Origin of the sequence: Curtobacterium sp. NPDC086286, from assembly GCF_044746255.1 — a bacterium.
GTDB lineage: Bacteria > Actinomycetota > Actinomycetes > Actinomycetales > Microbacteriaceae > Curtobacterium.
This window is the reverse complement of sequence record NZ_JBIVBW010000007.1, coordinates 118,122-135,262: the sequence shown is the minus strand read 5'-3', so window position 1 is coordinate 135,262 and position 17,141 is coordinate 118,122. Positions and strand designations below refer to the sequence as shown.

The window sequence follows — 17,141 nt, the reverse complement described above, 5'->3', positions numbered from 1 at the left end:
CCGGCGCCGTCACACGCACGTGATGCCCCCTCGGAGCGATCACGGACCCGGTTCCCACGTCGGTCAAGTGACCGACTGCTGCGTCCGGAATCGACGCGGCACGCGGGAACGCGGTGCGTGCGCGCTCAGTTTACTCCCCGACCACCGACGGAGGCGACTCGACGACGCCCGCGCGAGTCGCGCCTCCTGGATCCGCCTGCTGTCGGGTCCAGGAGGCGCGGTGCGGACCCGTCCCGCGACCGGCGTCGCGCAGGTGGTCGCGTCAGGCCTGTGGTGCGGAGCGCGGACGGAGGAGGCCGTCGGACGGGACGATCGGCGTCGCCTCCGCGAGGGCCGCCTGCGTCGCCGCCAGCAGCTGCTCCGCCGTGTGGATGCCGTTCGCGGAACCGGTCGTGGCCTGGCCGCCGGCGTGCGCGAGCAGTTGCGCGCCGATCGCCGGGCCGATCCGGTCCGACTGGTCGGGGTTGCGCGCGATCCAGTCCCGCGCGACGGCGTCGGCGAGGCGTTCGGCGGCCGCCCCGCGCTCCGCGTCGCCGCGCGACCGGTGCCACAGCCCCGTGACGACGAGGTGCGCCACCACGGCACCGATGTCGCGGACCGGGTAGCCCCAGCCCGCCGTGTCGATGTCGAGCAGGCCGGAGATGCGCCACGGCTCGTCCTCGTCGACGAAGACCTGCTCGAGGTGCAGGTCGCCGTGCACGACCTGCTTCGTCGCGGTCGCCCAGCCGATCGAGCGTCGACCGATGGCGTCGTAGAGCGCGTCGATCTCCTCGGCGTCCTGCGGCAGCGCGGCGACGAGGGTGCGGCGGTGCCAGTCGGCGTGGTCCATCGCGTCGGCGCGGGCCTGCTGCGTCATCGGGACCGTCGCGATCCGCCCGGTGAGCGCGGCGAGGGAGGCCACGAAGCGCGGGTCGTCCGCGATCTCGAGGATGCGGCTGCCGGCGGGGACCCCGCGGATGCGTTCGAGGACGAGCAGACCGTCCCCACGGCTCGAGAGCACCCGCGGCACCGGCAGTCCGGCGGCGACGAACTGCTCGTGCGACTTCTCGATCGGGGCCACCCGGTGCGGACGCACGACCTTGAGGAAGAGGGTCCCCTCGGCGGCGTCGACCCGCACCACGGCACGCTTGCCCGGTCGGTACGCCGCGACCGTGAGGGTCGGGTCGGTGACCGGCATGCCGAGCGTCGTGAGGAGCTCGGCGACGGCGTCGCGGTACGTCACCTGGGGCAGCACCGGCAGCCCGGGGTCGTTCGGGTACGCCCACACCGAGACCGGCTCACCCGTCGCGGGGTCGGTGACGATCGCGCTGTTCTGGTCGTGGGTCCCGCCGGTGTCGACGTAGGTCAGGACCGTGGCGCGCTGGCCGTTGCGGTCCACGGTGTCGACCTCGTAGCCGTACAGGTAGCCGTTGCCCGAGGGTTCGACCGAGTGCGCGCGTGCGGCCACCACGGAGGTCCCGGAGCCGGCGAAGGCCTGCGGGATGACGCGCTCATGGTTGGGCCACACGAGACCAGTCAACCGGACGGGGCGGGATTCGTCGCGTTCGTGCACGGCTCGGCGCGCGCACCGTGGCTACCGTGGTCGTCGTGAACCCGGTCGCGCGTCTCCGCAGCTCCAGTCGCACGCCGTTCCTGCAGGTCGTCAAGACCGCGGTCGCGGTGGTCGCCGCCGTGCTGCTGTGCCGGTTGCTCATCGACGGCCCGTTCCCGACCTTCGCCGCGATCGCCGCACTGCTCGTGGTGCAGCCGAGCATCAACCAGTCGTTCGTGAAGGGACTCGAGCGCAGCGCCGGGGTCGTCCTCGGCGTCGTGCTCGCCACCGGGTTCCACCTGCTGCTCGGCGACACCGTGTGGGTCGTCCTGCTGGTCATCGTGCTCGCGATCCTCATCGCGTGGGCACTGCGGCTCACCCCGACCTCGGCGACGCAGGTCGGCATCAGCGGCATGCTCGTGCTGACCGCGGGCGTCGTCACGCCGAACTACTCGGCCGACCGGATCCTCGAGACCGTCCTCGGAGCGATCGTCGCCCTCATCGTGAACGCGCTCATCGTGCCGCCGGTGCTGCTCGGTCCGGCGCACCTCGCGGTCGCGCGGCTCGCCCGGGACACCGCCGCCGCGTTCGAGCGGGTCGCGATCGGGCTCACCGAGGGGTGGGACCAGGACCGCTGGCACGAGGCGCTCCTGCAGGCCCGGGCGCTCCGGCAGCAGCACGCCCGCGCCGAGGCGTCGCTCACCGCGGCCCGGGAGTCCCTCACGATGAACCCGCGCGGCGGCCGGCACCGGACCGTCCTCGACGAGGACATCGTCGTGGCCGAACACCTGCGTGTGCTCGTCACCCGGGTCACCGGCATGACCCGGGCGATCCAGGACAACACGGCACCCGACCTCCGGGCCGACCCCGTCGTCGGGAGCATCGCCACCGAGGTCGCCCGGATCGCGGCCGACGTCCGAGCGCTCAGTGCCCGGGTCGCCGCGAAGGAGGTGCCCGTGTCGACCGCCGCGTCCCCTCGGCCCCGGTGGTCGGTGCCGACGTCGCCGCAGCACGACGAGGACGTCACGGAGCCGGCACTCACGGCGCCGCTCGAGGTGATCCGCCCGAACTCGCGGCACTGGATCCTGATCGGGGCGCTGCTCGAGGACATCCGGCGCGTGCGCGAGGAGCTGCTCGGCGAGGACGACTGACGCGGAACGTGGGCGGGCGCGTGCGCGTGCGCGCTCGTGGCGCGTCAGCGTGCGGCGGGCACCGCCTTGCTCACCGGCACGCGACGCGCGTCGCGCGTCAGCGTGCGGCCGACGCTGCCTCGGCCGCCGAGTGCACGATGTCGTCCCAGATCGTCGCCGTCGGCACGGTCGAGTCGCTCGAGACGACCTCGACGCTCGCGAACCGGCTGATCTCGGCCACGACGGCATCGGCCCCCGCGGCACGAGCGGCGACGCTCGCGATGTCCGGGACCGCCGCCCGGAGCTCGGCGACCACACGGTCGCGGCTGTCGTCCTCCATGTCGCCGAGCACGCCGATGCCCTTCCAAGCGGCGTCGAGCTCGGCACGCAGACGGACGAGGGCCGGGTGTTCCGGCATGTCGTTCATGGTGCCCCCACTGCGGATGTGACGTCGGGTACGCCGCTTCCGGTGCGCGAGCATAGCAACGAAGCAAGCAGTCCTCACGTCCCACGAACGGGGGACAGACCGTTCTACCTGTCCGGCCGCCGTGACTGTGACGAGATTCAGCGAGTTCAGCCGTGGGATCTCCCGCATGTACAGGTTCGATGCCACGATGGGGTCGAGGAGGTCGCTATGCGCCTGTTGGTGGTCGAGGACGATGACGAGATGCGCGCGCTCATGGAACGTGGGCTCGCGGCAGAGGGGTACCGCGTCACCGCGGTCGAGAACGGGGTCGAGGCGCTGATCGCGCTCGGCGACCAGGCGTTCGACCTGGCCGTGGTGGACGTCATGATGCCCGGCATGTCCGGCTTCGAGCTCGCCCGACGCATCCGCGAGCGCGAGGACCCGGTCCGGATCCTCCTCGTGACCGCGCGGGACGCCGTGGACGACCGCGTGTTCGGCCTCGACGCCGGCGCCGACGACTACCTCACGAAGCCGTTCGCCTTCGCCGAGCTCACCGCTCGCCTCCGCGCCCTCGGCCGTCGCGAGTCCGCCGGCGCCCCGCGCACCATCGAGGTGGGCGACGTCGCGATCGACTCCGAGGCCCGTCGCATCCTGATCAAGGGCCAGCGGGTCGCCGTGAGCCCCACCGAGTTCGCGCTCCTCCGGCTGCTCGCACGGTCGGTGGGCACCGTGGTCGACCGCCCGAAGATCCTCGAAGAGGTCTGGGACGGCTCGCAGCACGTCGACCCGAACGTCGTCGAGCAGTACATCTCGTACCTCCGCAAGAAGCTGACCTCGCACGAGGCGACGGTCGCGATCTCCACCGTGCGCGGCCGCGGCTACCGGCTCGATCTGCTCGGGGCGTGACCGGTTCCGGGCGTGGCCTGATCCGTCCGCTGCGGAACCTGTCGCTCCGCGCTCGGATCACCATCGGGTCCACGGCGATCGCGGCGGTGGTCATCGTGCTGCTCGTGCTCGTCATGCGGTTCCAGGTCGTCAGCGTCGTCGCGAGTGCCACGCGCACCCTGCTCGACGCGGACGCCGACCCGTACGTGGCCACGCTCGAGGTCGACAGCGATCCCGACCTGTCCCCGCCGGGCAACGCGCAGCTCGTTGCCGTGGTCTCGCCGTCCGGCGACATCGCCCTGTCGACCATGCCGCCCCGCGTCGAGCGCGCGCTCGGCAGCCTCACCGAGACGAAGGCCGGGACGTCCCTCATCCGGGTCGCCGGCTCGGAGTACCGCGTCGTCGTCGAGCACCCCGTCAACCAGGCGGGTCGGTGGACGGTCGTGGCGGCCCGCAACTCGCAGGCCGAGGCCATCGTCGTCGACGACCTGACCTCGACGCTGTCGCTCACCGGGCTCGCGATCCTGGTCGCGTTCGGCGTCGCCTCGTGGGTGCTCGCGACCGCCGCCCTGCGCCCGGTGAACCGGATGCGCCGCGAGGCCGAGCGCCTCTCCGTCGCCCCCGAACGCGCCGAGCTGCCGGTCGGGCCGGCCCAGGACGAACTCGCCTCGCTGGCGACGACCCTCAACGCCTTCCTCGCCCGCACACGCCAGGCCACCGAACGCGAGCGCCAGATGGTCTCGGACGCGAGCCACGAACTCCGCACACCCCTCGCGATCCTGACGACCCAGCTCGACCTGGCGTCCCTCGACGGGGACGACGCGGCCGCCCTCGCCGCCCACATCGAGCGCGCGAAGCTCAGCGTCGCGCGGCTGTCCCGCCTGGCGAACGACCTGCTCGCGCTGTCCCGCATCGAGGAGTCCGAGCGCCGCGAACAGGACGGTGCCGAGCAGCAGCCCACGGGCTGGTCGGACCTCGGCGACGAGGTCATGAGTGCCGTCGACCGCGTCCGGCTCATCGCGTCCGCCAAGGACATCACCGTCGACTTCGACCTGGAGTCCCCGGTCGCCGTCGGGGGTTCCGGCCCGGGCATCGGCGGCGGCACCGTGGAACCGCGGTACCGGCTCGACACCGGTGGCATGGCGCAGCTCGTCACGAACATCGCCGGCAACGCGGTGTCGGCACTCCCCCGCGGCGGCGGCGTCTTCGTCTCGTGGCGCAGTGCCGGCGGCGAGGGGATCCTGCAGATCACGGACGACGGCCCCGGCGTGCCGGAGTCGTTCATCCCCGTCGCCTTCGACCGGTTCACCCGTCCCGACGAGGCCCGGAAGTCCCGCCCGAACCCCGACCCCGCGACCGGCACGATCCCCCTGCCGGGTGGTTCCGGACTCGGGCTCGCGATCGTGCGGGCCGTGGCGGAGCGTGCGGGCGGGACGGCGTCGCTCCGGAACGTGCGGTCCGGCGGGCTCGAGGTCACGATCCGCATCCCCGAGGTGCGGTAGCCGGTCGGTCACTGGAAGTCCCTCGACCGGGTGCGGACCGACAGGGACAGGTGTTCGATCCGGTCGGCCACCAGGTTCACGACCCCGTCCGGCGACCGCTCGAGGATCCCCCGCACGATCACGGCCGGCGCCTCGCGCGCGACCCGTCGGTACCGCCCCCACACCCCGACGCTGCAGATCACGTTCACCAACCCGGTCTCGTCCTCGACGTTCATGAACGTGATGCCGGACGCCGTCGCCGGACGCTGCCGGTGCGTCACGATCCCTCCGACCTCGACCCGCCGTCCGGTCTCGGCCGTCGCGGTGTCCTGGACGCTGAGCACCCCGCGGGCCACGAGGCCGCCACGGACGTGCCGCACGGGATGGTCGTCCGTCGTCATCCCCGTCGACCACATGTCCGCGATGAGGACGTCACCGCTGGTCATCTGCCCGAACAGCGGCGGCTGCACCGTCACCTGGGTGTCGGGCAGCTGGTCGGGACGCTCGGCCGCGGCCTGTGCTGCCGACCACATCCCACCGCGCCGGTCGACCCCGATCGACGCGAAGGCGTCGGCGGCGGCGAGCGCCTCGAGCTGCGCCGTGGTCAGGCCGACACGGCGAGCGAGGTCGGACATGTCGGTGAAGGGACCGTGGGCGTCCCGCTCGGCGACGATCTTCTCGGCGCTCTTCCGGCCGAGCGAGGAGACCTCGGCCAGCCCGAGACGGACCGCGAAGGCGCCGTCCCGCCGGTGCCGCGCCGTGTCGTCGGGCGTGGCCTTGTCGAACGGCAGCACCGGGGGTTGTTCCTCGGCCAGGCAGTCGTCGTGACCCGTCGCGTGGACGTGCGCCGCGCCTCCTGGACCACCGTCGGCGTCGTCGTCGGCGGCGTCGTCGTGCAGCGGCTCCAACGTGGCGTCCACGCCGGAGCGCAGGATGTCCGGTCGCAGGACGGTGACCCCGTGCCGACGGGCGTCGGCCACCAGGGTCTGGGGTGAGTAGAACCCCATCGGCTGCGCACGGAGCAGCGCGGCGAGGAAGGCTCCGGGGTAGTGCAGTCGCATCCACGCGCTCGCGTAGACGATGAGCGCGAAGCTGATGGAGTGGCTCTCCGCGAAGCCGAAGTTCGCGAACGCCTGGATCTTGGCGTAGATGGCGTCGGCGTCCTCGCCGTGGATGTCGTTCGCAGCCATCCCGGCGTAGAGCTTCTCGCGCAGCCGGTCGATCTTCTCGTGCCCGCGCTTCGACCCCATCGCACGCCGGAGCAGGTCGGCGTCGTCCCCCGAGCACCCGCCCACCGCGATCGCCATCTGCATCAGTTGTTCCTGGAAGAGCGGGACGCCGAGGGTCCGCTCGAGCACGGGTTCGAGCGACGGGTGGATGTACGTGATCGGCTCTTCGCCCGTGCGCCGCCGGATGTACGGGTGGACCGCGCCGCCCTGGATCGGCCCGGGGCGCACCAGGGCGACCTCGATCACGAGGTCGTAGAAGCGCCGCGGCAGCAGTCGGGGCAGCGTCCCCATCTGCGCTCGGGACTCCACTTGGAACACCCCGATGGTGTCCGCGCGGCACAGCTGGTCGTAGACGCCCTGTTCCTCCTTCGGGATGGAGTGCATGTCCCACCGCTCCCCGCAGTGCTCGTCGGCGAGGTCGAACGAGTACTGCAGCGCGGCGAGCATGCCGAGCCCGAGCATGTCGAACTTCACGAGCCCCATGTAGGCGCAGTCGTCCTTGTCCCACTGCAGCACCGTCCGGCCGTCCATGCGGGCGTGCTCGATCGGCACGACCTCGCCCACGGGCCGGTCGGTGAGGACCATGCCGCCGGAGTGGATGCCGAGGTGCCGGGGGAACCCGAGCACCTGCTGCGCCATGTCGACCACGGTGTCCGGGATGTCGTGGTCTTGGCTCTCGGTCACCGAGCCCCAGCGTTCGACCTGCTTCGACCAGGCGTCCTGCTGCCCGGGGCTGTGGCCGAGCGCCTTCGCCATGTCCCGCACGGCGCCCTTCGGCCGGTAGGTGATGACGTTCGCGACCTGTGCGGCGTTGAACCGGCCGTACTTCTCGTAGACGTACTGGATGACCTCTTCACGCCGGTCGGAGTCGAAGTCGACGTCGATGTCGGGTTCCTCGTCGCGCATGGCCGACAGGAAACGCTCGAACGGCAGCCCGTAGCGGATCGAGTCGACCGCGGTGATCTCGAGCAGGTAGCAGACCGCCGAGTTCGCCGCCGAGCCGCGGCCCTGGCAGAGGATGCCGCGCTCACGGGCGTACTGCACCATGTCCCGCACGATGAGGAAGTAGCCGGGGAAGTCCTTGTCCTCGATCACCGAGAGCTCGCGCTCGATGCGCTCGCGCTTCTGCGGGTCGACACCGTCCGCGCTGCCGGGGTAGAACCGGCGGGCGCCGCGCCAGGTGAGTTCCCGCAGCCAGGACATCGTGGTGTGCCCGTCGGGGACGTCGATGTCGGGCAACCCGGGCTTGACCGTCTTCAGCCGGAACCCGAGCTCGTCGGCGAGTTCGACGCTGTGCTCGATCGCCCCGGGGTAGCGGGCGAACCGCCGGGTCATCTCCGCCCCCGAGCGGAGGTGGGCCGTCGGTGCGGCCGGCAGCCAGCCGTCGATCTCGTCGAGACTGCGGCGGGCCCGGACCGCGGCGAGCGCCGTCGCCACCGGGAAGCGGTCCGGGGTGGCGTAGTGCACGTTGCCCGTGGCCACCGTGGGCAGCGCGTGCTTCGCGGCGAGCGCGGCCAGGGCGTCGTTCCGCGCGGTGTCCATCGGGTCGCCGTGGTCGGTGAGCTCGACGACGACCCCCGCCGTGCCGAACCGGTCGAGCAGGGCGCGCAGGGCGTCCTCGGCCGCGGACTCGCCCCCGCGCTCGAGCGCCTGCCGGACGGCCCCCTTGCGGCACCCGGTCAGGACGCGCCAGCGCCCGTCCGATCGTGCTGCGAGGTCGTCGAGGTCGTACCGGGGTCGTCCCTTCTCGGCGCCGGCGGCCAGGTGCGCCCGGGTGACGGCGCCGGCGAGCCGGTGGTACCCGTCCTGCCCGTCCGCCAGCAGGAGCAGGTGCGTGCCCTCGGGGTCGGGTACGCCGTTCTGCGGTTCGGTCAACCCGAGGGACAGCTCGGTGCCGTACACCGTGGCGACGGTCGGGTAGACCTCGGCCACCTCGGCCATGCGCGCGGCACCGTAGAAGCCGTCGTGGTCGGTGAGGGCGAGCCCGTGCAGGTGCAACCGAGCGGCCTCTTCGAAGAGCTGTTCCGGGCCGCTCGCGCCGTCGAGGAAGCTGAACGTCGAGTGCGCGTGCAGCTCGGCGTACGGCACGACCGGCACGTTCGTGTCGTCGGCCACCGGCGGGGTCGTCGGCGCGTAGGGCTCGCGCTTGCGGGACCACGCGGGGCTGTCCCCGCCGTCGCCGTCGTGCGTGCTGCCGGGGCTCCGCTTGTCGGACAGCGCACGTTCGAACTGGGACCACGGGATCGGCGGGTTGCTGTACCCCATCAGTGTTCCCCCGTCCGGGCGGTCACGTCGCCACCGCCTCGGCCCACCACCGGTGGTCGGCGAGCACGAGGTACCACGCACGTCCGTCGGCGTCGACGAGCTGCAACCGGTGGAGTCGGCGTCCGCCGGCCTCCCACCAGCGCACGACGAGCGGCCACGGTCCGGCCCACGCGGTCACGGCGTCGAACCGGCCACCACGCTCCCCCTCGGCACGGAACCGTTCCGGGACCCCGGTGAGGACGCCGCGGTCGTCGACGTCGACGGTGCCGCCGTCGCCGGTGACGACGTCCACCGGGCGCGGACGGTCGAGCACGGTCGCCGGCGGCGGACCGGGAAGCTTGCCGGGCCACGGGCGGTCGCGGACGGTCGCCAGCGCACGCTCGCCACCGACGGGAGCGTCGCCCCACGGCACGAGCACCACGCGTTCGGCCAGGGTGCGCCCGCCGCCGATCCGTGGCGTGACCACCCCGTCGTGCCCGACCAGTCCCTGCACGCGGGCGAGACCGTGGTGCACGCGTTCGTCCGGTCCGGTCCCCCAGAGCCCGCGTTCGTGGTTCGCCATGTCGTCGACCGCGACGGGCTCGAGCACCACCTGGACGACCGGCGCCTCGAGCCCGGTCGGGTCCACCCCGCCGGCGAGCTGCCAGCGCACCCGGTCCACCACGTCGGCGGCGTCGAACCACCGCGGGTGCACCCACGTGCGCTCGAGCAGGATGTCCCGCTCGTCGACGATGCCGACCCGGATCGTGGTGGCGACGAGTCCGGCTGCCCGGAGGCGTGCGGCGAAGTCGTCAGCGGAGCGACGGAACGCGAACGCGATCTGGTCGGCACGTTCGAGCGGGGGTTCGAACGACGCCTCGACCCGGAGTTCGGGCGGGACCGCGCGCGCCGCGACCTCTCGCGGGTCACGACCGCCGGCGAGCCGGTGCAGGAACGCCCCGGCGAGTCCGAACCGGTCGCGCACCTGTTCGTCGGCCAGCGCGGCGAACTCGCCGAGGGTCTGGATGCCGAGGCGCCCGAGCAGCATCGCGAGGTCGGCGTCGCCGAGCACGCCGAGCGGCAGCCCGGCCAGGAACGGCGCCGAGCCGTCGACGGGCACGATCCGCACCCGCTCCCCCGGACGTGCCGGGCGAGCCCGTGCGGCCTGTTCAGCGGCGAACGGGGTGTCCGCGACGCCGGCGCGCACCCCGGGAGCGCCGTGGTCGGCAGCGATGCCGGCGAGGGTCGCCGCGGCGGCTCGTTCTCCGCCGTAGTACCGGGCCGGCCCGCGGGACCGCAGCGCGAGGGTGCCCGGGCGGAGGACCTCGACACCGGGGACCGCCGCCTCGACCGCGCGGATGACCGGTTCGAACGCCCGGTGGTCGAGCGCGTCGTCGTAGGGCTGCACGACGAGCTCGGGGCAGCGCGCCTGTGCCTCGCGCACGCGGAGCCCCCGGACCACGCCGTGCTGCCGGGCACTGGCGGAACTGGCGTACACCTGGCCCTTCACCACGAGGGCGAACGGGTGGTCCGGCGGCGACCCGGCAGCGCGAGCGGCCGCGATCACCGGCCAGTCCGGGCACCACAGCACGATCGTCCGGGTCGGCGGGGGCTCGGGCAGCGCCCCACCGCGGGCGAGTGCGTCGGCTCGGATCGACCGCGCATCGGGCACGCCCGCCGCACCCGCGCCGGCCCCGGGCCCGCGTCCGGCGAGGGCACCGGTGACCCGGGACCCGGTCGTCCGGGTCCGGCCGCCGCCCCGGGGGCTCACGACGCCACCGCCACGGGACGCAGCACGGGTGTCGTCCGGCCGGGGCCGGACGCCGCAGCGGTGGGGACGGCGGCCCGGACCGTGCCGTCCGCCGCGGGCAGCAGCAGGTCGGCGTCCACGGGTCGCCCCGCTCCGGCACGACCGGACGCCGACACCGTGACCCGTCGTTCCGTCAGGAAGCCGTGCCCGTCCCCGATGCCGCTCCACTCGGACCGGGTCACCCGCAGCGAGACGTCGGCCCCGGGCCAGGAACCGAGCGCGACGAGCGCACCACCACGCTGTCGCAGCCGTGCCGACAGCCGGGAGACGTCGCCCGGCACCACCCGACCGAGCGGACGGGTGAGGACGATCTGGGCGACGTCCGCCAGCGCGGCCGTCACGGTGAGCCACTGGTCGCCCGGGTCCGGTACGAGCACGAGCCGTTCGAGGTCGATGCCGGCCGCGGCCGCTGCCTCGACCCCGAAGGACGGCACCCCCACCACCGCGCACCAGGCACCGGCGGCCGAGGCTGCCTGCAGCATCGTCATCGCGAGGAGCACCGACTCGTGCACCGAGTAGGACCCGCCCACGCGGATCGCGCCACCCGGCAGGAGCGGTGCGAGCGCCTCGGCCGTGGGCAGCCCCTCGGTGTCGACCCGGGTGGACTCCATTTCGGCCACACGCGACCGCAGCGAGGTGATCCGTTCGAGTGCGGCGCGGGCGTCACCGAGGTGGTCGACCCGCCGCACCGGCCGGGCAGGACCGGGCCGCCCGGTCGGCTCTCCGTGAGCCCCGGGCGATCGGAGTGCCGCCGCCGTCTGCATGCCCTCATATTCGAACATGTGTTCGATGATGTCAATCGGGTCTGACATCCTGTGGACAGTTGCTTCGAACACGCGTTCGACACGCCGTGTGAGCGGTGGATCAGCACCCTGTGGAGGAGTGATCCGGCACCGCCGCCCGACGATCCGCCGTCACCAGCGGGCGACGGCCCCCACACCGGCGAGCACCGAGCGCGTCTTCGTCTCGACCTCGTCCGCCTCGTCCGTGGCGACCGACGACCACGTCACCGCGCCGCCGGCACCGAACGACCGCGACCGCACCGTGCCCCGGTCGTCGATGACCGTCACCAGTGTGCGGATCACCACCGACAGGTCGACCGCGCCGCTGGCCGAGAAGTACCCGATCGCACCCGAGTACAGCCCGCGAGGCCCGTCCTCGAGCCGATCCGCGATCCCCATGGCACTGATCTTCGGCGCGCCGGTCATCGACCCGGGCGGGAACGCGGCGTGCACAACGGCTGCCCGCGACGTCCCCGCGGGCAGGACCGCACCGATCGTCGACACCATCTGGTGCACGCTCGCGTAGGTCTCGACGTCGCAGAGCCGGTCGACGTGCACCGACCCCGGTACCGCCGTCCGGAGCAGGTCGTTCCGGAGCAGGTCGACGATCATGACGTTCTCGGCACGGTCCTTCGCGCTCACGGCGAGTCCGGCACGGATCGCTTCGTCCTCCACAGGGTCGTCGGAGCGCCGTCGGGTCCCCTTGATCGGCTCCGCGGACACCGTCCCGGACGCATCGATCCGCAGGAACCGCTCAGGAGACCGGCTCGCCACGCGCAGCGGGCCGAGCCGTAGGTACGCACCGAACGGGACGGGGTCCGCCGCGCGCAGCCGCAGGTACTCGGTCAGGTGGGGGTCCGTGGCGGGGCCACGCCGCGCCTCCTGGACCGGCGGCACCGCGAAGGCGGTCGTGAGGCACACCTGGAACGCGTTGCCCGCACGGATCTCCGCGCGGCACGCGTCCACCGCCGTCTCGTAGGCGGCGCGCGTGACGCGCCCGGTCGCCGGAGCGGGGCCCGGGAGGAACGGGGCCACGTCGTCGACGTCGACCCGCGTGACCGGGGCGGTCACCGTCTCCAGCCATGCGCGGTTCCGCGCGCTGGCCCCGGGTTCCGCATCGCTCGCCAGGGCGAGTGCCCAGGCGTCACCGGCGGCGTCCACGACCACCGCGCGGTCGACGAACCGCAGGTCCGCGTCCGCGTGCCCCTCGGCCGTCCGGTCGACGCCGTCCGACTCGCGACCGAGCTCGTAGCCGAGGAACCCGACCCAGCCGAGCGCGAAGCCGCAGCCCGCGACCGGTTCCGGCAGCACCGGGGTGCGCGCGAGCAACTCGGTGAGGACCGCGAAGGCGGGTCGGTCCGATCCCTCGGCGGTCGCGACGCCCCCGAACCACGATCGGGACGCCGGGGTCGTCTCGACGAACGCCCGTCGCGTCTCGTGCCGGAACCGCGCTGCGAACGGGCCGTCCGTCAGCGCCAGGACCGACCACCGGGCACGGGCGTGCGCGGTCGGGGGCGAACCGGCCGGCAGCGAGGAGTCGAGCCAGACCACGTCGGCGCCGGACGCGGCGGCGAGGGCGCCGAGGTCGGGAGTCGACGGCAGCCGCCGGACCTCGATCCGGGCGGACGCGGGTGCTGCCGTCAGACCGCCGCGATCGTCCACGAGGCCGCCGACGAGGACCCGGGCTCGAGCACGACGAGTCCGGCGTCGGACCCGGCGTTGAAAGCGTCCGGCGCACAGGTCATCGGCTCGACCGCGAGACCCGCACGGTGGTACTCCGGCACGACGTGGTCGGCGGTGTGCACCTGCGCCCACCCGCACTCCGGGCCGAACGAGGCACGGACACCGCGGCCGTCGGCGGCGGTGAGGACGATCGTCGCGCTGCCGTCGGCGTCGCGGTCGAACCCGGTGAAGGCGTGGTCGATGAACCGGTCGCCGATGCGCGTCGCGGAGCGCAGGTCGAACTCGTCGTGCACGGGCGCGAGGCCCGTCGGGACGAGGCGGTCCTCGGTGACCTCGAGCACCTCGGCCGCGGGCAGCGTCAGGGTCCAGTCGTCGACACGACCCTCGCCGGCGACGAGGTACGGGTGCGGACCGGTCCCCCACGGTGCCGCGTCGGCACCGGTGTTCGTCCCGGTGACCGTCGTGTGCAGCCCCTCGCCGTCGACGCGGTACTCGACGAGCACCTCGACGCGGAACGGGTAGCCGGCCTGTGCAGGCACCGTCGTGCCGAGGACCGCGCGGTCCGGTTCGTGGGCGACGATCCGGAAGTCGGTCCAGGCGACCAGTCCGTGCAGCGCGTGCTGTCGCTTCGGCTCGGTCAGCGCGAGCTCGTGCTCGGTCCCGCCGAACGTGTACTTCCCGTCGACGACCCGGTTCGGCCACGGCGCCAGGACGGCTCCGCGGAAGGCCGGGCGGACCTCGTCGGCGTCGAACGGCACGACCAGGTCGCGTCCCTCGAACCGGAACGTCCGCAGCGTCGCCCCCACCGAGGTGATCTCGGCCGTGTAGCCGCCGGCGGTGATCGTCAGGGCGGAACCGGACAGGGGTGCGTCGCTGCTCATGCGCTCAGCGTACTGGGGACGCGGGAGCCGGATCGCCTCGGGCGCGCGTCCCCGGAACGAGAAGACCCCCGCGGTTCCGGAGAACCGCGGGGGTGATGGTGGATCTGAGGGGACTCGAACCCCTGACCCCCTGCATGCCATGCAGGTGCGCTACCAGCTGCGCCACAGACCCGAAGTGTTGGTGTTCCCACCGACTTCAGTGTGCCCCCGTTCCCCGGAGGCACCATAGAAGCGTACACCATGCGAACGCCGGGTGACGAAATCGTCGCCGCCACCCGGGCGCGTCGCACCTACGCGGTGTGGTCCACCGGGAGCTCGAGCGGGATGGTCGGGCAGTCCGACCAGAGACGCTCGAGCGAGTAGTACTGGCGGTCTTCTTCGTGGAAGACGTGCACGACGATGTCGCCGAAGTCGATGAGGACCCAGCGGCCCTCGCTCCGGCCTTCACGACGGAGCGGCTTGGCCCCGGCTTCGAGGAGGCGCTCTTCGATCTCGTCCGCGATGGCGAGCACGTTGCGCTCGTTCCGGCCGGTCGCGAGCAGGAACACGTCGGTGAGCTGCAGCGGCCCGGTCACGTCGAGGGCGACGAGGTCCTCGGCCTGCTTGGCGTCGGCCGCCTGGGCGGCGATCTGCACGAGTTCCACTGCGCGTGAGGAGGCGGTCACGGATTCCTTCCGGTCGGTCGACCTGGCAGGCTGCCGGATCGCTTGATGGGTCACGATCATAAGCCACCCACCGACACACGGCCAGGCCGTGCGCGGTGGGGAGGACTCAGAACGTGTGGGTCGTGACGAGGGCCACGATGATGACGGCTGCAGCAGCGACGCCGACGGCACCGACCGTCACGCCGAGGATGAGTGGCGTGCGCGACTCCTTCGGCTTGGCCGCCGCGAGGACGACCTGCCGCGTGGAGGTGTGGCTCGACACCGCACGGCTGGCACGGACCGGGCTGGCGTCCGTGTCGGGCTGTTCGTCGTGCTGCTCGAGCAGACGGTCGACCTCGGCACCGTCGATCGGCCGGTGCGATCCGGTCGAGGACAGCGACGCCGGCAGGTCGATCGAGCCGGTGAGGATGACCTCGCCCGTGGCGTTCAGCGCACCCGTCGGGTCGGCGAGGGCCGAGTTCGGCAGGATGATCGCGTTCGTGTTGGTCACGGCGACGCGGCGGGTGCCGGTCTCCTCGTCGTGGACCTCGGCGTCGTTCGAGTCGTGCGCCTGCTGCGACCAGTGGCCGACGGGCGGCTCGAACGCGGTCGTGAGGGGCTTCGGCTCGGCCGGACGCTGGAACGAGGCCGGCACGCGGGGGGCATCGGCGTCGCCATCGGTGTCGCCGGCGGACGACGGCGCGCCACTCGACGTGGGTGCCGAGGCGGCGCGCGCGGGCTGGGCGGCCTTCTGGACCGGGACCTCGTTCGTGTCGTCCTCGTCCAGCGAGAGCGGGAACACCGCCGGCGTGGAGGACTGGATCGGGGTCCGCTGCGCCGTGGCAAGAACGTCCGGCGTGCCCGGGGTTTCCGGAGCGTCTGGCGCGTCCGGCGTGTCCGAGTCGGCATCGGTGTCGGACGGCTCGGTGGCCTCGGGCGGGGCCCAGGTCGAACGGTGGCGACGCGGCTCTTCGCTGTGGGCGGCGGCTTCCTCGAGGGGCTCGATCGCGTCGGGCGATCCGTCCGCCTCGGTCGCCTGCGCCACGGCTGCCTGGTCGAGCACGACCGTCTCGGCCGAGGGCTCGGGGTCGACGGAGGACTCCTGCGCGAGCGGCTCGGGCTCGGCAGTCGACGTGCCCGTCGCGTCCGGCGTGCCCGTCGCGTCCGGCGTGCCAGGGCGCTCCGGTCCACCGTGCAGCGCGTCGACCGAACCGAGGACGTCCTCGACGGTGCGGTCGGACGACTGCGGGGTCGGGTTCTGCAGCGGGACGGGCTGGATCGCCTGCCCCTCGGCCGCACGCAGCTGCCGGATCTGCCGACGGGTGAGCCCGCCCGAGCCGGGGACGATCTCGGTCGCCGAGGCCGGGGGCATCGACGGCACACCGGAGCCGGCGGACGACGGCGACGAGGCCGACGACGGCACGGCGGACTGTGCGGGTGCGCCAGGGGCGGGAGCGACGTGGCTGCCGGGACGGTGGCGCACTTCCGGCTGCTCGGCCGGGGCGGCGACGGTCGGGGGCGGCGTCACGGGCTGCGCACCGCCCGCGGCGGCACGCTCCCGCTCGCGCGCCTGGCGCCGCGACAGAGGCGGCTGCGCGTCGGACGAACTCATGCAACGCTCCGATACAGATGGTGCTTGGAGATGTACTGGACGACACCGTCGGGGACCAAGTACCACACGGGGAAACCACGTCTCACCCGGTCGCGGCAGTCGGTCGACGATATTGCCAGCGCGGGAACTTCGAGCAAGCTTACGTCTCGTTCGGGCAGACCCGTGATGCTCAAGGCGTGTCCCGGACGTGTCACAGCGACGAAGTGCGCGAGGTCCCAGAGGCCATCATGGTCCTTCCAGTCGACAATCTGCTGGACGGCGTCTGCGCCGGAGATGAAGACCAGCTGCGCGTCGGGTCGCTGCTCGTGCAGGTCCTTCAGCGTGTCGACCGTGTAGGTCGGGCCCGGGCGGTCGATGTCCACGCGGCTCACGGTGAACATCGGGTTCGACGCCGTGGCGACGACGGTCATGAGGTAGCGGTGCTCGGCGTCGGTCACACCGGACTTCATGTACGGCTGCCCCGTGGGGACGAAGACCACTTCGTCGAGGTCGAACGCGCGCGCCACTTCGGACGCTGCCACGAGGTGGCCGTTGTGGATCGGGTCGAACGTGCCACCCATCACGCCGATGCGAGGCCGCCCCGTGCTCTCGAGCATGGAGTCGCGGGTCAGTGCTCGGCGCGACCGAACTCGTCGACACCCGTCTCGTGGGTGCGCGTGGCCTCGAACTTGTGCGAGTGGCGGTAGGCCACGTCGCGGAAGCTCCAGGTCACGAACCCGAGGAACGCGAAGAAGAGGGCACCGACGAGCGGGAACACGTACGCGGGGACCCCCGAGGCGTGCTCAGCGGCTTCTGCGAGGAAGGTCATTGATCCGATGCTCCG

14 protein-coding genes and 1 tRNA gene are annotated in these 17,141 nt (G+C 72.9%); 3 read left to right on the top strand and 12 right to left on the bottom strand.

Going from position 1 to position 17,141, the window contains the following annotated elements:
- Positions 1–262 precede the first annotated feature (262 nt).
- Positions 263–1,507 carry an aminoglycoside phosphotransferase family protein gene (locus tag ACIPKM_RS13980; RefSeq protein ID WP_071295406.1) on the bottom strand — a complete coding sequence of 415 codons (1,245 nt, stop codon included), beginning with the start codon at positions 1,505–1,507 and terminating at the stop codon, positions 263–265.
- 80 nt (positions 1,508–1,587) lie between these two features.
- On the opposite strand from ACIPKM_RS13980, the gene ACIPKM_RS13975 reads away from it, so the two are divergent.
- A complete protein-coding gene (locus ACIPKM_RS13975) occupies positions 1,588–2,682 on the top strand; it encodes an aromatic acid exporter family protein (protein ID WP_402736947.1) in 1,095 nt (364 codons plus the stop codon).
- A 97-nt stretch (positions 2,683–2,779) separates the two neighbouring features.
- Here ACIPKM_RS13975 and ACIPKM_RS13970 read toward each other — a convergent pair whose 3' ends face one another.
- On the bottom strand, positions 2,780–3,079 hold the full coding sequence (locus ACIPKM_RS13970) for a hypothetical protein (protein WP_139199160.1): 300 nt from the start codon (positions 3,077–3,079) through the stop codon (positions 2,780–2,782).
- Between the two features lie 216 nt (positions 3,080–3,295).
- On the opposite strand from ACIPKM_RS13970, the gene ACIPKM_RS13965 reads away from it, so the two are divergent.
- Positions 3,296–3,973 carry a response regulator transcription factor gene (locus ACIPKM_RS13965; protein WP_070416542.1) on the top strand — a complete coding sequence of 226 codons (678 nt, stop codon included), beginning with the start codon at positions 3,296–3,298 and terminating at the stop codon, positions 3,971–3,973.
- Positions 3,970–5,454, top strand: a complete 1,485-nt coding sequence (locus ACIPKM_RS13960; protein WP_092383996.1) for a cell wall metabolism sensor histidine kinase WalK — start codon at positions 3,970–3,972, stop codon at positions 5,452–5,454. Before ACIPKM_RS13965 ends, ACIPKM_RS13960 begins: the two co-directional genes overlap by 4 nt.
- Before the next feature lie 8 nt (positions 5,455–5,462).
- On the opposite strand, the gene ACIPKM_RS13955 is transcribed toward ACIPKM_RS13960, so the two are convergent.
- The 10 genes from ACIPKM_RS13955 to ACIPKM_RS13910 all read right to left on the bottom strand — a co-directional run bounded on the left by ACIPKM_RS13955 (position 5,463) and on the right by ACIPKM_RS13910 (position 17,126).
- A complete protein-coding gene (locus tag ACIPKM_RS13955; protein WP_402736946.1) occupies positions 5,463–8,927 on the bottom strand; it encodes an error-prone DNA polymerase in 3,465 nt (1,154 codons plus the stop codon).
- Positions 8,928–8,949: 22 nt separating this feature from the next.
- Positions 8,950–10,527, bottom strand: coding sequence for a DNA polymerase Y family protein (locus tag ACIPKM_RS13950; protein WP_402737014.1), 1,578 nt, complete (start codon positions 10,525–10,527; stop codon positions 8,950–8,952).
- A 146-nt stretch (positions 10,528–10,673) separates the two neighbouring features.
- The gene (locus ACIPKM_RS13945) at positions 10,674–11,327 is read right to left on the bottom strand and encodes a hypothetical protein (RefSeq protein ID WP_083295384.1); all 654 of its coding nucleotides are present in this window, start codon (positions 11,325–11,327) and stop codon (positions 10,674–10,676) included.
- A 303-nt stretch (positions 11,328–11,630) separates the two neighbouring features.
- A complete protein-coding gene (locus tag ACIPKM_RS13940) occupies positions 11,631–13,160 on the bottom strand; it encodes an anthranilate synthase component I family protein (protein WP_402736945.1) in 1,530 nt (509 codons plus the stop codon).
- On the bottom strand, positions 13,139–14,062 hold the full coding sequence (locus ACIPKM_RS13935; protein ID WP_402736944.1) for an aldose 1-epimerase family protein: 924 nt from the start codon (positions 14,060–14,062) through the stop codon (positions 13,139–13,141). Before ACIPKM_RS13935 ends, ACIPKM_RS13940 begins: the two co-directional genes overlap by 22 nt.
- Positions 14,063–14,158: 96 nt before the next feature.
- Positions 14,159–14,234: transfer RNA gene (locus ACIPKM_RS13930), tRNA-Ala, on the bottom strand.
- A gap of 118 nt (positions 14,235–14,352) precedes the next feature.
- On the bottom strand, positions 14,353–14,727 hold the full coding sequence (rsfS, locus tag ACIPKM_RS13925; protein ID WP_070416546.1) for a ribosome silencing factor: 375 nt from the start codon (positions 14,725–14,727) through the stop codon (positions 14,353–14,355).
- A 106-nt stretch (positions 14,728–14,833) separates the two neighbouring features.
- On the bottom strand, positions 14,834–16,318 hold the full coding sequence (locus ACIPKM_RS13920; RefSeq protein ID WP_402736943.1) for a hypothetical protein: 1,485 nt from the start codon (positions 16,316–16,318) through the stop codon (positions 14,834–14,836).
- The gene (gene nadD, locus ACIPKM_RS13915; RefSeq protein WP_022907294.1) at positions 16,315–16,914 is read right to left on the bottom strand and encodes a nicotinate-nucleotide adenylyltransferase; all 600 of its coding nucleotides are present in this window, start codon (positions 16,912–16,914) and stop codon (positions 16,315–16,317) included. Before nadD ends, ACIPKM_RS13920 begins: the two co-directional genes overlap by 4 nt.
- An 11-nt stretch (positions 16,915–16,925) precedes the next feature.
- Positions 16,926–17,126: a hypothetical protein gene (locus ACIPKM_RS13910; RefSeq protein WP_070416548.1), complete on the bottom strand. Its 201-nt coding sequence runs from the start codon at positions 17,124–17,126 to the stop codon at positions 16,926–16,928.
- Positions 17,127–17,141 lie beyond the last annotated feature (15 nt).

Excerpts from the sequence above, each read along its gene's own strand:
- ACIPKM_RS13970 (WP_139199160.1), bottom strand. The coding sequence starts at position 3,079 with ATGCCGGAACACCCGGCCCTCGTCCGTCTGCGTGCCGAGCTCGACGCC.
- ACIPKM_RS13965 (WP_070416542.1), top strand. The coding sequence starts at position 3,296 with ATGCGCCTGTTGGTGGTCGAGGACGATGACGAGATGCGCGCGCTCATG.
- ACIPKM_RS13955 (WP_402736946.1), bottom strand. The coding sequence starts at position 8,927 with ATGGGGTACAGCAACCCGCCGATCCCGTGGTCCCAGTTCGAACGTGCG.
- ACIPKM_RS13945 (WP_083295384.1), bottom strand. The coding sequence starts at position 11,327 with ATGGAGTCCACCCGGGTCGACACCGAGGGGCTGCCCACGGCCGAGGCG.
- ACIPKM_RS13935 (WP_402736944.1), bottom strand. The coding sequence starts at position 14,062 with ATGAGCAGCGACGCACCCCTGTCCGGTTCCGCCCTGACGATCACCGCC.
- ACIPKM_RS13920 (WP_402736943.1), bottom strand. The coding sequence starts at position 16,318 with ATGAGTTCGTCCGACGCGCAGCCGCCTCTGTCGCGGCGCCAGGCGCGC.
- nadD (WP_022907294.1), bottom strand. The coding sequence starts at position 16,914 with ATGCTCGAGAGCACGGGGCGGCCTCGCATCGGCGTGATGGGTGGCACG.
- ACIPKM_RS13910 (WP_070416548.1), bottom strand. The coding sequence starts at position 17,126 with ATGACCTTCCTCGCAGAAGCCGCTGAGCACGCCTCGGGGGTCCCCGCG.